Source organism: Erwinia sp. QL-Z3, from assembly GCF_004551645.1.
GTDB classification, from domain to species: Bacteria; Pseudomonadota; Gammaproteobacteria; order Enterobacterales; family Enterobacteriaceae; genus Erwinia; species Erwinia billingiae.
In genome coordinates, this window is the sequence record NZ_CP037950.1 from 4,599,984 (window position 1) to 4,615,203 (window position 15,220).

Annotated in this window: 15 protein-coding genes; 6 read left to right on the forward strand and 9 right to left on the reverse strand. The window is 55.7% G+C overall.

From position 1 onward, the window contains the following. The first annotated feature begins 25 nt into the window (after positions 1-25). The 5 genes from E2F51_RS22060 (at position 26) to sanA (ending at position 5,013) form a co-directional block, all read left to right on the forward strand. On the forward strand, positions 26-421 hold the full coding sequence (locus E2F51_RS22060) for a CidA/LrgA family protein (RefSeq protein WP_013202991.1): 396 nt from the start codon (positions 26-28) through the stop codon (positions 419-421). Further along, positions 414-1,106 (forward strand): CidB/LrgB family autolysis modulator, encoded by a 693-nt coding sequence (locus tag E2F51_RS22065; protein ID WP_013202992.1) that lies wholly within the window; start codon positions 414-416, stop codon positions 1,104-1,106. The genes E2F51_RS22060 and E2F51_RS22065 overlap by 8 nt, the downstream gene beginning before the upstream one ends. Before the next feature lie 128 nt (positions 1,107-1,234). Further along, complete coding sequence (gene cdd, locus E2F51_RS22070) at positions 1,235-2,119, forward strand: cytidine deaminase (RefSeq protein WP_134824581.1); 885 nt, start codon at positions 1,235-1,237, stop codon at positions 2,117-2,119. Positions 2,120-2,285: 166 nt separating this feature from the next. Further along, positions 2,286-3,983, forward strand: coding sequence for an NAD-dependent malic enzyme (locus E2F51_RS22075; protein WP_013202994.1), 1,698 nt, complete (start codon positions 2,286-2,288; stop codon positions 3,981-3,983). Between the two features lie 163 nt (positions 3,984-4,146). Beyond that, positions 4,147-5,013, forward strand: a complete 867-nt coding sequence (gene sanA, locus E2F51_RS22080) for an outer membrane permeability protein SanA (protein WP_013202995.1) — start codon at positions 4,147-4,149, stop codon at positions 5,011-5,013. Between the two features lie 59 nt (positions 5,014-5,072). Here sanA and E2F51_RS22085 read toward each other — a convergent pair whose 3' ends face one another. The 9 genes from E2F51_RS22085 to E2F51_RS22125 all read right to left on the reverse strand — a co-directional run bounded on the left by E2F51_RS22085 (position 5,073) and on the right by E2F51_RS22125 (position 14,172). Next, on the reverse strand, positions 5,073-5,483 hold the full coding sequence (locus E2F51_RS22085) for a type II toxin-antitoxin system HicB family antitoxin (RefSeq protein WP_013202996.1): 411 nt from the start codon (positions 5,481-5,483) through the stop codon (positions 5,073-5,075). 29 nt (positions 5,484-5,512) lie between these two features. Beyond that, positions 5,513-5,692: a type II toxin-antitoxin system HicA family toxin gene (locus E2F51_RS22090; RefSeq protein ID WP_105760677.1), complete on the reverse strand. Its 180-nt coding sequence runs from the start codon at positions 5,690-5,692 to the stop codon at positions 5,513-5,515. 219 nt (positions 5,693-5,911) lie between these two features. Beyond that, positions 5,912-6,922, reverse strand: a complete 1,011-nt coding sequence (mglC, locus tag E2F51_RS22095) for a galactose/methyl galactoside ABC transporter permease MglC (protein ID WP_013202998.1) — start codon at positions 6,920-6,922, stop codon at positions 5,912-5,914. Between the two features lie 19 nt (positions 6,923-6,941). Next, positions 6,942-8,462, reverse strand: a complete 1,521-nt coding sequence (gene mglA, locus E2F51_RS22100) for a galactose/methyl galactoside ABC transporter ATP-binding protein MglA (protein ID WP_013202999.1) — start codon at positions 8,460-8,462, stop codon at positions 6,942-6,944. Between the two features lie 96 nt (positions 8,463-8,558). Beyond that, positions 8,559-9,554, reverse strand: a complete 996-nt coding sequence (gene mglB / locus E2F51_RS22105) for a galactose/glucose ABC transporter substrate-binding protein MglB (protein WP_134824582.1) — start codon at positions 9,552-9,554, stop codon at positions 8,559-8,561. Between the two features lie 315 nt (positions 9,555-9,869). Next, positions 9,870-10,910, reverse strand: coding sequence for an HTH-type transcriptional regulator GalS (galS, locus tag E2F51_RS22110; RefSeq protein ID WP_013203001.1), 1,041 nt, complete (start codon positions 10,908-10,910; stop codon positions 9,870-9,872). Between the two features lie 151 nt (positions 10,911-11,061). Then, on the reverse strand, positions 11,062-12,222 hold the full coding sequence (gene yeiB, locus E2F51_RS22115; RefSeq protein ID WP_134824583.1) for a DUF418 domain-containing protein YeiB: 1,161 nt from the start codon (positions 12,220-12,222) through the stop codon (positions 11,062-11,064). A gap of 22 nt (positions 12,223-12,244) precedes the next feature. Next, positions 12,245-12,910, reverse strand: a complete 666-nt coding sequence (gene folE, locus E2F51_RS22120; protein WP_013203003.1) for a GTP cyclohydrolase I FolE — start codon at positions 12,908-12,910, stop codon at positions 12,245-12,247. Between the two features lie 125 nt (positions 12,911-13,035). Next, positions 13,036-14,172, reverse strand: a complete 1,137-nt coding sequence (locus E2F51_RS22125; protein ID WP_134824584.1) for a YbfB/YjiJ family MFS transporter — start codon at positions 14,170-14,172, stop codon at positions 13,036-13,038. Positions 14,173-14,297: 125 nt separating this feature from the next. Between E2F51_RS22125 and E2F51_RS22130 the strand changes: the two genes are divergently transcribed. Beyond that, entirely contained in the window at positions 14,298-15,191 is an 894-nt protein-coding gene (locus E2F51_RS22130; protein WP_134824585.1) for a LysR family transcriptional regulator, read from the forward strand. The last annotated feature ends 29 nt before the right edge of the window (positions 15,192-15,220 follow it).

Here is a 15,220-nt window from a genome sequence, read left to right on the forward strand (position 1 = left end):
ACGTTCTTAAAACCAGGAGCTTATCATGCGTACCGCCCTGTCCCTTGGTTGGCAATATCTTCGCGCCTTTGTCATCATTTACCTCTGTCTTTATGCCGGAACAGCCCTGGCTGGCCTGCTGCCCGTGACGATCCCCGGCAGCATTATTGGCATGCTGATCCTGTTTGGTCTGCTGGCATTGCAGATCCTGCCGGTGGACTGGGTGAAACCCGGCAGCACCCTGTTGATCCGCTATATGGGCCTGCTGTTTGTGCCGATCAGCGTCGGCATCATGAGCTACACCGATATTCTGAGCGCGCAGTTTGGCCCGATCGTGGTCTCCTGCGTGCTGAGTACCTTTATCGTGCTGCTGACCGTCGGACTGGTGTCACACCGGTTACACAGCCGTCCGCTGATCAAACCAGGAGCCGGCGATGAGTGATATCTGGTGGTCACTGCCGCTGACGGTGATGGTGTTTTTTGCCGCACGTCGCGTGGCGGCAAAGGTGAAAATCTCGCTGGTCAATCCGCTGCTGGTATCGATGGCGGTGATCATCCCGCTGCTGTTACTGATTCAGATGCCCTATGCGCGCTATTTCCAGGGCAGTTCGGTGCTTAACCATCTTCTTCAGCCTTCTGTCGTGGCGTTAGCCATTCCGCTGTATGAGCAGATGCATCAGATCCGCGCGCGCTGGAAGTCGATTATTGGCGTCTGCTTTATGGGCAGCATGACGGCGATGGTCTCCGGGACGGCGATTGCGCTGTGGATGGGTGCCACGCCGCAGATTGCCGCCACCATTATGCCGAAGTCGGTCACCACGCCGATCGCGATGGCCGTATCTGGCACCTTAGGCGGCATTCCGGCGATCAGCGCGATCTGTGTGCTGATCGCCGGCGTGCTGGGAGCGGTATTTGGTCATATGCTGCTGAACCTGCTGAAGATTACCGGCAAGCCTTCGCGCGGGCTGGCGATTGGCAACGCCTCCCATGCGCTGGGCACCGCGCGCTGTGCGGAGCTGGATTATCAGGAAGGGGCTTACAGCTCGCTGGCGCTGGTGATCTGCGGGATTATTACCTCGCTGCTGGCGCCGTTCCTGTTCCCGTTGCTGATGCACCTCTGGGGTTAAAATTTGCGATGCGTCGCGCATTTTGTAATTCGCTTTCATAAATTGCATTGCTTGCGTGATATCAATCACATATAACTCAGCAACTGCCCGCTACACTTAGCGGCCGAACCAGTTAAAGAGGCCCGATAATGCACCCACGTTTTCAAGCCGCGTTTGCCACGCTGCCGACAGCCCTGCAAACCGCCCTGCTGCCGATCCTTTCCGCTGCTGACTTTCAGGCATTCCTGACGCCAGCGCAGGTGGCTGACGTTAAATCCGCATCAGGCCTGGACGATCGTGAGCTGGCTTTTGCTCTGCTGCCGCTGGCTGCCGCCTGCGCCGTGGCGCCCCTCTCCCACTTTAATGTTGGCGCGCTGGCAAGAGGCAAAAGCGGACACCTCTATTTCGGTGCCAATATGGAGTTTGTTGGCGCGACCATGCAGCAAACCGTGCATGCCGAACAAAGTGCGGTCACCCACGCCTGGATGCGCGGCGAAGCCTCGCTGGAAGCCATCACCGTCAATTACACGCCTTGCGGTCACTGCCGCCAGTTTATGAATGAGCTAAACAGCGGCACCGCGCTGAACATTCATCTTCCGGGCCGCGCACCGGCCACGCTCGGAGACTATCTGCCCGATGCCTTCGGCCCGCGCGATCTGGAGATCAAAACGCTGCTGCTGGATGACGTTGACCACCAGCTGAGCATCAAAGGCGATGCGCTGACGCAGGCCGCGCTGCAGGCCGCCAACCGCAGTCATGCACCTTATACTCAGGCCTGGAGCGGCGTGGCGCTGCAATCCGCAGACGGCGCGATCTTCGCCGGCAGCTACGCGGAAAATGCCGCCTTCAACCCCAGCCTGCCGCCGTTACAAGCCGCCCTCAACCTGCTCAGCCTTGCCGGCCATGATGTGCTGAGCATTCAGCGCGCGGTGCTGGCAGAAGCGCCGGACGCCAGGGTCATTCAGCGCCAGGCGACTCAGGCGACGTTGCACGCGCTGGGCTGCGCCAGTCTGACCACCGTTCCGCTGGACTGATCCCTTCAACGCCAGGATGCAGCGTTACGCTGCATCCTGTTCAGCTTTCGCAAAAATTGAATAAAAACCGTTCCTTTTGTTATAACCCGTTAACAAAAGCTGTACTTTCAGACTAATTATTTTAGGATTGGCCCACAACATCCCGATCCGAATGAGTATTGATTGCATGGAACTCGAATACGAAAGTAAACGACCGCTGTATATTCCTTATGCCGGCCCTATTTTGCTGGAATTCCCGTTGTTGAATAAGGGAAGCGCCTTCTCTGTAGAAGAGCGAAATGAATTTAACCTGCGCGGCCTGCTGCCTGAAACGGTGGAAACCATCGAAGAGCAAGCCAAGCGTGCCTGGAAGCAGTTTCAGGACTTCAAAAACGATAACGACAAACACGTTTATCTGCGCAATATTCAGGACACCAACGAAACCCTCTTCTACCGTCTGCTGGACAACCATCTTGAAGAGATGATGCCGATTATTTACACCCCCACCGTCGGCGCGGCCTGTGAACACTTCTCCGAAATCTATCGACGTGCCCGTGGCGTGTTTATCTCCTATCCGAACCGCGGCAACATCGAAGATATGCTGCAAAACGCCACCAAGCAGAATGTCAAAGTGATCGTCGTTACCGACGGCGAACGCATTCTCGGCCTGGGCGACCAGGGCATCGGCGGCATGGGCATTCCCATTGGTAAGCTCTCGCTGTACACCGCCTGTGGCGGTATCAGCCCGGCGTACACCTTGCCAATCGTGCTGGACGTCGGCACCAACAACCAGCAATTGCTGAATGACCCGCTGTATATGGGCTGGCGTCATCCGCGCATCACCGGCGAAGAGTACGATAACTTCGTCCACGAGTTCATTCAGGCGGTGAAGAGCCGCTGGCCGAACGTGGTGCTGCAGTTTGAAGACTTCGCACAGAAAAATGCGATGCCGATCCTCGAACGCTACCGTGACGAAGTTTGCTGCTTTAATGATGATATTCAGGGCACCGCCGCCGTTACGCTGGGCACGCTGATTGCCGCCAGCCGTGCGGCGGGCAGCACCATGAGCCAGCAGAAAGTGGTATTCCTCGGTGCAGGTTCTGCCGGCTGCGGTATCGCCGAGCAAATTATCGCGCAGATGAAGTCCGAAGGCCTGAGCGATGAAGAAGCCCGCGCCCGCGTGTTTATGGTGGACCGCTTCGGTCTGCTGACCGACAAATTGCCTAACCTGCTGAACTTCCAGAGCAAGCTGGTGCAGAAAAGCGAAAATCTGGCGGACTGGCATGCCAGCTCCGACGCCATTTCGCTGCTGGACGTGGTGCGTCACGCTCAGCCGGATATCCTGATCGGCGTTTCCGGCCAGCCGGGTCTGTTCAGCGAAGAGATTATCCGCGAGATGCATAAGCACTGCCCGCGCCCTATCGTCATGCCGCTGTCCAACCCGACGTCACGGGTTGAAGCCACGCCGCAGGACATTATGGCCTGGACCGATGGTGCCGCGCTGGTGGCAACCGGTAGCCCATTCTCTCCGGTGATGTGGAAAGAGAAAACCTACCCTATCGCCCAGTGCAATAACTCGTATATCTTCCCGGGCATTGGCCTTGGGGTGATTGCGTCCGGCGCTACCCGCGTCACCGACAGCATGCTGATGGCCGCCAGCCGTGCCTTAGCCGACTGCTCACCGCTGGTTAACGATGGCGTCGGCCCGGTGCTGCCAGAAGTGAAAGATATCCAGGGCGTATCGAAACTGATCGCTATGGCTGTCGGCAAAGCCGCACAGTTAGCAGGCGTGGCGGTCGTTACCTCTGAAGACGTGCTGTCCAAGTCAATTGCGGCCAATTTCTGGCTGCCGCAATACCGTAACTATCGTCGGACCTCAATCTGATTGATCGCGGCCGGGTGCTTTCTGCACCCGGCTCTCAACTTTGCCCTTTTCTTCCGGCGATTTGTGCGAAAATCCGCCAACCGGTGCGCTGTTGCTTGCTTCACCCCGCCGGGTCAAGTAGCCTTGATTCACCCTTTTTCTGCAAGTCTGAGCGCTCTCTGGCATGGTAAAACGCTTGATTTATGGTCTGATTATCATCATAACGTTGATGGTACTGACCGCGCTCGGCCTCGATCGCTGGATGAGCTGGAAAACCGCTCCCTATATCTACGAAAATCTGAAATCGCTGCCGCATCGCCAGGTCGGTGTGGTGCTCGGTACGGCCAAATATTATCGCGGCGGCGGCATCAACCAATACTACCTGTATCGCATGCAGGGCGCGCTGAACGCCTATAACAGCGGCAAGGTCAATTACCTGCTGCTGAGCGGTGATAATGCCCTGCACAGCTACAACGAACCGATGACCATGCGCAAGGATCTGATTGCCGCCGGCGTCGATCCGGCCGATATCGTGCTGGATTATGCCGGTTTCCGGACGCTGGATTCGATTGTGCGTACCCGCAAAGTGTTCGATACCAACGATTTCATCATCATCACCCAACGCTTCCACTGCGAACGCGCGCTGTTTATCGCCCTGCATATGGGTATTCAGGCACAGTGTTACGCGGTTCCTTCGCCGAAAAACATGCTGAATATCCGGGTTCGCGAAGTCGGTGCCCGTCTGGGCGCGCTGGCCGATTTGTATGTGATGAAGCGCGAGCCGCATTTCCTCGGGCCGCTGATCCCGATTCCTGCACGGGTGGAAGTGCCGGAAGATACGCAAAGCTATCCGGCGGTCACGCCTGAGCAACTGCTGGAGCTGCAGGAGAAGCTTGAGGCTCAGGCGAAAGCTGCCGCCGCTGCCAAACTTCAGCAGCAGCAAACGCCGCCGCAACCGCCTGAAGACAGTGGCAAACCCGCAGAGCCCGACTCGCCAAAACCGGCGCCGCCCTCACCCGCACAGCCAGCCGAAGTCCCTTCCGGGCCGTAATAGCAGATTTAATCGAAGAGTCAGGGCACTGAGGCACCTTTTTGCTGAAATGGGGAGGGTTAAACGCCTTTCGCAATACGCTCAATCGCCACCTGAGCAAGGAAACCAGAACGGCTTTTAAACTCAGGGTGTGTGGCCACACAGCGATCTATACGGTCAATAAGTGACTTCGGTAAAGTCACGTTGATTTTCTCAGTGCCCCCTAAGAGCCGGGCCAGGTCCACATCGACAAGCGCCCAGGTATAGCCAGCATACTGACTATCGGCAACAAGAGCGCTCAGGGAGGATACGGCCGGAATATCGTCACCCAGCTCGATAAGCAATTCAATATGTCCAGTAATCGCCTCTTTGGCATTGTTCACGGCTTCTTCTAACGTTTCTCCGGCAGAAAAACAACCGGGCAAATCTGGCACGGTCACGCCGTAAGCATGGTGCTCGTCACCGTTCTCAATAGCAATTGGATATAGCATGAATTACCCTCTCTCGATGAAAACGAGGATTACATCCCCGCTTGTTTCTTAATACTCTTTATCGTTTTTATGGGTAAATCTTTCTTTGGATGGGGGATAGTCACTACCCCTTTTTTGGTGGGGTGCCTGAAATGATGATGACTTCCATTTACCCTAATCAGTTCCCAACCGTCAGCTTTGATTTCAGCGATTAACGTCCTGCTATCCATCCTTTTACCCCATTGCGTCCTGGCGCAAGAATAATAACTCCAATAACCCCAGCATGCAACGGAGTTACTCGGGTTATAAATTATTCTCATTCAACCCCATGGGCAAACTACGCTGAGGTTGAGATGCGCATTTGGTCAGATCAAACCCGGGCAGACACACTGGCAATAAAAAAGGTCAGGCAGCTTGCGCTGCCTGACCTTTTGTCTGCCGGAGAAGGGTTACTTCTTACGGGCGTATTTCAGTGAATCCAGCGCCACGGCGAAGATGATGATTCCGCCCTTAATGATGTACTGCCAGTAAGGGTTAACGCCGATATAGGTCAGACCGTAGTTGATAACGGTGAAGATCAGCACACCGGTTACCACACCTGCCACGGTACCGACACCACCGGCAAACGACACGCCACCTACCACACAGGCCGCAATCGCATCCAGCTCATACATAAAGCCGAGGTTGTTGGTTGCCGAGCCGATACGGCCCGCTTCCAGCATCCCGCCGAAGGCGTAGAACACACCCGACAGCGCATAAATCAGGATCAGGTTGAAGTTAACGTTAACACCTGACACACGTGCCGCTTCCGGGTTACCGCCGATGGCAAAAATGTTTTTACCAAAGCGGGTTTTGTTCCACAGCACCCAGACAAAGAACACCGCAATCGCTGCATAGAAGGTGATGTAAGACAGCTTGAAATCACCTAAGCGCACAAAGCCCTGGGCAAAGGTCGAGAACTTCTCGTCAAAGCCGGCAATCGGTGAGGCACCGACAAAGTCGTAATACAGGGAGTTAATACCGTAAACGATGATCATCGTACCCAGCGTGGTGATAAATGGCGTCACCTTCAGGTAAGCGATGATCAGGCCGTTGACCAGACCAATGACGCCGCCGATCACGCAGACTGCCAGGATCACCAATGGAATTGGCACCGTGTCCATATGCGGGAAGACTTTGTTGGCATTGTCCATCGCCTGCAACAGCGTGGCGGCAACCACCGCGGCCAGACCCACCTGACGGCCGGCTGACAGGTCAGTACCCTGGGTGACGATTAACCCGGCCACGCCCAATGCAATAATAATACGCACGGAAGACTGGGTTAAAATGTTACTCAGGTTCATCAAACTTAAGAAAGTTGGGTCCTGGAAAATAATGATTGCCAGCAGTACCAGCAACACAACGTAGATCCCACCTTCTTTTAACCAGGTGAGTGCACTTTTTTTATTCACTGCTTTCATGGTAACAGCCCTTACCCTATTAAAGGTGCAACGATGCTAAACGTAAGATTTCGTTTTGCGTTGTCGTTTTTGTTTCTACTATGCCCGCAACCATGCCGTTACTCATTACCAGAATCCGGTCGGTAATGCCTAAGAGCTCTGGCATTTCAGAAGAGATAATAATGATGCCTTTATCCTTCTTCGCCAGCTCTGAAATTAACTGATATATTTCGAACTTCGCCCCGACGTCAATACCGCGCGTCGGTTCATCCAGCATTAGTATTTCCGGCTGCGTTAATAACCAGCGACCGATAATCACCTTTTGCTGATTCCCTCCCGACAGTGAACCAATTGAGGTGTGATGGCCCGGCGTTTTTACGCGCATTGAGTCAATCACCCATTGGGTATCACTTTTCATCCGGTTGTTATCCAGCAGGCCAATGCTGTTTTTATATTTACGGATATTGGAGATCAGCGAGTTAAAGCCGATATCCAGGAACGCGTAAATACCGGTCGCGCGACGCTCTTCGGTCACCAGCGCAAAGCCATGGTTGATCGCTTCGTTAGCGCTGTGGTTATTGATCTTTTTGCCGTGCAGCTTGATGGTGCCGCCAGACTTCTCACGGATACCAAACAGGGTTTCAACGATGTCGGTACGCTTCGCGCCTACCAGCCCCGCGATGCCCAGAATCTCACCTTTGCGCAGGTCGAACGAGATATCCCGAATCGACGGCTGACGCAGAGAAGTCAGGTTACGCACTTCGAGGATAGTCTCACCCGGGACGTTGGTTTTATCCGGGAATCGCTGGTTCAGCGAACGCCCTACCATCATCGAGATGATCTTATCCATATCCAGCCCTTCAAGCGGCTGAGTCACGATCCACTGACCATCACGCAGGATGGTAATTTCATCACACAGCTGGAAAATTTCTTCCATCTTGTGCGAGATATAAACAATGCCGCAGCCACGATCTTTCAGTTTACGGATAATAGTGAACAGGTGGTTCACCTCTTTTTCCGTTAACGACGACGTTGGCTCATCCATGATCACGATTTTGGCATCATAGGAGAACGCTTTGGCGATTTCGATCATCTGCATCTGCGAGACGGAAAGGTTAATTACCTTGTCGCGCGGATCGATATCAATATCCAGTTCATCAAAAATGGCTTTGGTATCACGGTACATTTTATCGTGATCGACAAAGATCCCTTTACGTGGGTAACGTCCCAGCCACATGTTATCCATCACCGTGCGCTGCAGAACCAGGTTTAATTCCTGGTGAACCATTGAAACGCCGTTTTCCAGCGCCTCTTTCGAACTTTTATAATCGATTTCCTTGCCCTGGAAAAGGATGCTCCCCGTATCTTTACTGTAAATGCCAAATAAGCATTTTAATAACGTGGACTTCCCTGCGCCGTTCTCACCCATCAGGGCGTGAACAGAGTGGGGGCGAATTTTTAAATTCACATTGTCCAGTGCTTTAACCCCAGGAAATGACTTACTGACGTCCGTCATCTCCAGCAGATATTCGCGCTGTGTTGGCACTTTATCACTGCCCATAATTCTACCCGGCTGAAAGTGGCGTGAAATCAGGCGAGCCCGATAGCAAGCCTGGGAGTGGGCGCAGCACGCTGCGCCCGGTACAGGTAACGCTTATTATTTAACGAACTGAGACAGGTTTTCTTTATCAACCGGCACGTAAGCAACGCGAACCACTTTGCCGTCAAGCTTGTAGTTGGTGCCTTCGGTAGCAGGCTTGCCCGCTGCCAGGTTTTTCGCCATCTCGAAGGTCGCTTTGGCCTGGTTTTCCGCATCGTTCAGCACGGTTCCGGCCATTGCGCCCGATTTCACCATCGCCAGCGCTTCTGGCAAGGCCTCCACACCGAATACCGGTACAGAAGATTTGTTGTGTGCTTTCAGCGCTTCTACCGCACCCATTGCCATCGCATCGTTATTGGCGATAACCACTTCGATTTTGTTACCGTTCGGGCCAGACAACCAGGCATCCATCTTATCTTTCGCCTGAGCGGTGTCCCACATGGCGGTATCAAGATGCAGCTGCTGCGTTTTCAGGCCGTCTTTGTTCAGGGTATCAATCACGTATTTGGTACGGGCTTCCGCATCCGGGTGACCTGGCTCGCCTTTCAGCAGCACGAACTGGATCACGCCATCTTTGTTCAGATCCCAACCTGGGGTCGATTTCCAGTGCTTCTCAATCAGCTCGCCCTGCTTAACGCCTGACTCTTTAGAGTCAGTACCGACGTAGTAAGCTTTGTCGTAGCTGGCCAGCGCTTTCGCGGTTGGCTCTTTGTTGAAGAACACGATTGGGATTTCGTTGGCTTTCGCTTTGCTGATCACCACGGCCGCTGCTGCCGGGTCAACCAGGTTGATGGCCAGCGCCTTCACGCCCTTGGCAACCAGTACGTCGATCTGGTCGTTCTGGGTAGACTGGCTGTTCTGTGAGTCATTCATCAACAGCTGCACACCCGGGCTGTCTTTCGCATCTTTCTCAATGTCTTTACGTACGACAGACATAAAGTTGTCGTCGTATTTGTAGATGGTCACGCCGATACGGGTGTCCGCAGCGTGAGCTGTTGCACCAAACATCATGCTGGCAACCAGGGCAGTGAGCGTGAAAGCCTTCTTATTCATGGTATCTCCGGTTTTTTTGTAGGGTCTTACGCAACGTCCGGTGCGCTCCTGTAAGGGGAGGACCCGACGTTTATTTTTCCGGCAAGGCATAAGGTGGAAACGTTACGCAAAGCCGATTATTTGTTAAATCAAACCCGACTTCCCTGTACGGTAACGCTTCCTGAAAGCTGTGTAATAAACTGTTTCACAAGGGGTGAGGTTGCCGCTATAGCTGGCCCCATCAACGTTACATAATGTTTCACCCTTTGTAAGTTACTGTCATCATAGAGAAGCTAATGTTAATTAACTGTGAATTTACTCACAGATTGAAAACGGTTACACCGCAGAATCGGTTGAGTTAGTGATCGGGGCCACATTTTGCCGTGTGGCGACGGAATGACGGCGAACCAGCGTCGGCATAAAGCAGTGCTGTGCCGTTTCATCCAGTTCGCCCGCTGCACCCTTCAGCGCCAGCTCAGTGGCCAGTTTCGCCATAGAAACAATGGGATAGCGTACTGTCGTCAGCTGAGGGTCGGTGTAACGGGAAATTGGGATGTCGTCGAAGCCGACCACGGATAAATGCTGTGGCACCGCAATGCCGTTATCTTTCAATGCCGCAAGCGCACCGGCAGCCATGCTGTCGTTGTAAGCAAACACCGCCGTCAGGTGCAGATTGCGCCCTAACAGCTCAACCATCGCCGCTTCACCGCCCTGCATATCCGGCTCGCCGCTGGCGATCCAACTCTCGGAAGGCGTCACGCCCTGCTCTGCCAGCGCCTGCTGCCAGCCCTGGCGACGTTCGCCCACATCCTCAATCGGATGACTGGATCCCAGATAACCTATGCGCTGGTGGCCCTGCTGTTGCAGCATGCGGGTCGCCATCAGCGCGCCGCTGATATTGTCCAGACAGACGCAACGGTGGGCATAGCCGGGCACGGTTCGGTTGATCAGCACCATGCCGGGAACCTGATCCATTAATGAACCCAGTTCTTCATCGCCCAGCGCCTTGGCATGTACCACCAGCGCGTTACAACGCTGGCGGATCAGCACTTCAATCGCATGGCGCTCTTTGTCTGCCTGATGGTAGGAGTTATTGATAAGTACATGTTTTTGCATGCGTTGGGCAACGGTATCCACCGCTTTCACCAACGCACCAAAGAAGGGATCGGAAACGTCCATCACCACCACACCGATGGTGTCACTGACCTGGGTGGCCAGCGCCTGCGCATTGGCATTCGGCCGGTAGCCCAGCGTTTCTACGATATTCAGAACGATTTCGCGGGTTTCAGGGGTCACTGCGGCGCTGTTATTGAGCACGCGGGACACCGTTGCTACCGATACGCCGGCCTCTCGGGCCACATCACGAATGGTAATCATAGGGGATTACCGGTGGAGAATAAGATTTGCATAGCCCTTCCTGACACAGTGTTCTGGGGGCTATTCTGGCAGGGGTCAACGCGGGGCTACGTGAATCTCGTCACACTGATGAAAACGGTTACATACAAATCAGCAACATTTGTGACGGATGTCATCCTTCAGCCCGGTTCAGCGGCTTGCCGCCCGTCAGTTCGGTGAGTCTGCGCCACAGCCATTCAACCGGGCCCTGGCGGAAGTAACGCAGCCACAGCACTGACACCAGGATATTGACCGCCCACACCGCAGGCACCACCGCCAGCAACTGCAGTCGGTTCAGCTGGTTAAATAAGCCGAGACGATCGAACAGCGTGGTGCAAATCAGGGTCTGCAGCAGGTAGTTGGATAAGGCCATCCGCCCCACGCAGCTGATGGCGTGAGTGATTTTCAGCCGGCTGAGCGTGGGCCAGAAGCCATAACACAAGGCGGCATAACCGAGCGCCTGCAACGGCGCGCCGAGTTCGCGCGGCACCTGGAGGAAGAAAGCGGCCCAGCGGAAACTCCAGCCGGTGCTCCATTGCAGATACAAGCCGGGGAGTTGAATCAGCCACGAGAGAGAGATCAGCATTAGCGCGCTGCGGCGATACTGTTGCAGGCTGCGCTCACCCTTCAGCCAGCCGTTGCCGATCAGCGCGCCACCTATCATCATCAGCCCGGCCAGTTGCCAGCCATATTGCGCCGCCAGCGCCATCAGGCTACCGCTAAAGCGGTCCATCCGGCCCTGAATCGCCTGCCATCCGCCCTGAATATGCCAGAAGGTTTCGTACTGCACGTTGGCCATGCCGGGTAGCCACGAGCTGTTAGGCTCCGGCCCGGTGCCCAGCCCGAGGATCAGCAGCACGCCGCTGCCGACGACATACAGCATCACCCCGGTATTCAGCAGCAGTCGGGAAGAACTGACGTCGCGGATCATCCGCCAGACGGCCAGCCCGACCAGGCCGTAATCCAGCAGGATATCGCCATCCCATAACAGCAGATTGTGCAACAGTCCGATCGCCATCAGCCAGATCAGGCGTGACTGCAGCCAGCGCTTACCGCGCGGTTGTAACAGTTGCAGACTCGCGCCGAACAGCAACGCAAACAGCGAGAGGAATTTAACCTGAGCAAACAGATCGGTTGCGGCCCAGGTGATGATTTCGCTTAGCGGCGGCGGGGTTCCCTGCCAGGCAGGATTAAGATAGGCCGCCGACGGCAGCCCAAAGGCGACAATATTGAGAAGCAGGATCCCCAGAATGGCCAGGCCACGGATAAAATCCAGAGTATGAATACGTGGCATGCCGGGGATCTCTGTTTAAACCTTAGCTATGACGTACCGCACGTAAGAATTCCTGGCGGGTATTCTGGCTGGATTTGAACAATCCGCCCAGCGAGGTGGTCGTGGTGGCGCTGGTCGCATCACGGATGCCACGCGCCTTCACGCAGTAATGCACGGCATCGATGGAGACCGCGACATTATTGGTGCCCAGCAGGGTTTGCAGTGCCACCAGAATTTGCTGCGTCAGACGCTCCTGAACCTGCGGACGTGACGAGAAGAACTGCACAATGCGGTTGATCTTCGACAGGCCAATCACCGTGTCTTTCGGGATATAGGCCACGGTCGCCTTACCATCGATGATCACAAAGTGGTGTTCGCAGGTGCTGGTCAGCGTGATGTCACGCACTGTCACCATCTCATCCACCTTCATCTTATTCTGGATGACGGTAATTTTCGGGAAGTTGCCGTAATCCAGCCCCGAAAACACTTCATCCACATACATCTTGGCGATGCGGTGCGGTGTTTCGGCCAGGCTGTCGTCTTCCAGATCGAGGTTGAGCAGTTGCATGATCTCGGTCATATGACCGGCAATCAGACGTTTACGGCTTTCGTCATCCATTTCACGCGCAGGTGGGCGTAACGGGGTTTCCAGTCCACGGGCTAACAGCGCCTGGTGAACGAGTGCGGCTTCCTGACTTAACGCAGCCATGGTGATTCTTCTCCAGCAGATGAAACTCCGGCCCCGAACGGGACCGGCATAAATTCTGAGGCGGTATTTTGGTACACAATGCGCCGTTAATCCAGTGAATCAATTTAAACAGCGGTGAAACAGTTTCACTCAGCGGCCGGATCGCGCCGCCAGACCAGCGCACCGGCGACCACCAGCCCTGCCCCGGCGACGTACAGCGCGGGCTCGAGCTGATGGGTCAATGCGGTCGAGATAGCCGACAGCAGCGGCCCCACCAGTTGCCCCACCGCGTAACCGGTGGTCAGCAGTCCGGCCATGTAGCGCGTATGGCGCGGTGCCAGCTCGCGGGCATACTGCAATGAAAGCTGCACCACACAGAGGAAGCCGCCGCCGATCAACGCCGCGCCCAACGCCAGCCCGGTAATGCCCGGAATGATATCGGCGCAGAATACGCCGATGGCCTGCGCCCACAGTGCCAGAGCCAACCGGCTGTTGGCGTTACCATAATGCCGGGTCGCAATGCCTAAGAGGATGCCGAGCACCGCTGCGCCGCCAAAAATCGGCCAGACGTACTGTGAAACCGGGCTGCCGGGAAAACGGGAAGCCGCCATCTGCGACAGAAAAGTGGCGGGCAGAATGTAGCCAAATCCGGGGAGGCTATAGCTCCAGACCAGCTTTTTCAGCCCTGAGGTCAGCACCAACGGCTCCGGTGCCGTTTCCGGGCGATGAAGTTCTCCCCGGCGCGGCAGGTTACGGGCGATTAACAGCACCAGCAGCAGTGCCAGCACCCCATAGGCACACCAGGACCAGGCGGCATTGACCTGATGTGAATGCAGTATCACCGCCAGCATGCCGCTGAGGAAAATCCCGGTGCCCGGCCCGGCAAACACCGCCGCACTCAGGCCTGGCCGTCCCAGCTTGTGCAGCTGTTCATTACTCCACGCCGCAATCAATACCATCGCCCAGCCGCTGGCCCAGCCGATAAAGAAGCGAATAATCCCATGCAGCCAGGGACCGGTGACGCAGGCCGACAGCAGCGTCAGTACTACTGCGCCCCAGATCCCCAGCTTCAGGCGCAGCTCAACCTGTTGCGTTGCCCGCATGGCGTTCCACGAACCGCAGAGATAGCCAAGATAGTTAAAAGCGGCGACCACGCCGGCACTGGTCAGCGATAACTGATGTTCATCAATCATCAGCGGCACCTGTGGCGTAAAGGCGAACCGGCCGATCCCCATCGCCACCACCAGCGACAGAAACGCGCTAAACGCGACGCGAAAAGCCATAGTAACTCCCTTGATTCAGTTCAATCCGGCCTCAGTGCCGGGAAAGTGTTGCAGCTATCCTGCCTGATGGTTACACTCACGGAAAGTGAATAATAATCACCAAGTTGCTTACGGGAAGAGAAATAGTGGATCTGACCCAGCTGAAAATGTTCTGTTCGGTGGCCGAAACGGGTTCGCTGGCGCGTGCCGCGGAAGTGCTTCACCGTGTGCCGTCCAACCTGACCACCCGCCTGCGCCAACTCGAACAGGAGCTGGGCACCGACCTGTTTATCCGCGAGAAGCAGCGTTTACGCCTGTCGCCGATGGGCCACAACTTTCTCGGCTATGCGCAGCGGATTTTGGCGCTCAGCGAAGAAGCGATGAGTATGACCCATAGCGGCGAACCCGGCGGCAATTTTGCGCTGGGCTCGATGGAGAGCACCGCCGCCACGCGCCTGCCCGCGTTGCTGGCCGCCTACCATCAGCGTTTCCCCACGGTGGCGCTGTCGTTGATTACCGGCACCTCCGGTGAAATTATCGAGCGCGTGCGCGAAGGCACTCTGGCGGCGGCGCTGGCCGATGGGCCGATCCGCGTTGATGAGCTTAACAGCTGCATCGCTTTCCACGAGCAGATGGTGCTGATCTCCAGCCTGGAGCATGCGGATATCCTCGAGCCAGCCGATGCCTCCGGCGACACCCTGTTCGCCTTCCGTCCCAGCTGCTCGTATCGCATCAGGTTTGAAAACTGGTTCCGCAGCACCGGCGTGCAGCCGGGCACCTTTATGGAAATTCAGTCCTATCACGCCATGCTCGCCTGTGTCGCCAGCGGGGCCGGCCTGGCGTTACTGCCGGAATCGGTGCTGGAGCAGATGCCGGCGAAAGATCGCATCAAGCGCCATGCCCTGCCGGCTGAGGTACGCGATGCTGCCACCTGGCTGGTCTGGCGGCGCGATGCTTTCACCCCCAACGTTGAAGCGCTGAAATACCTGATTATTGAACAGATTGACGATGCGCCAACAGGAGAAGACCTTCATTCCTGATGAAATTCGTCCATACTGACTTTTAACGT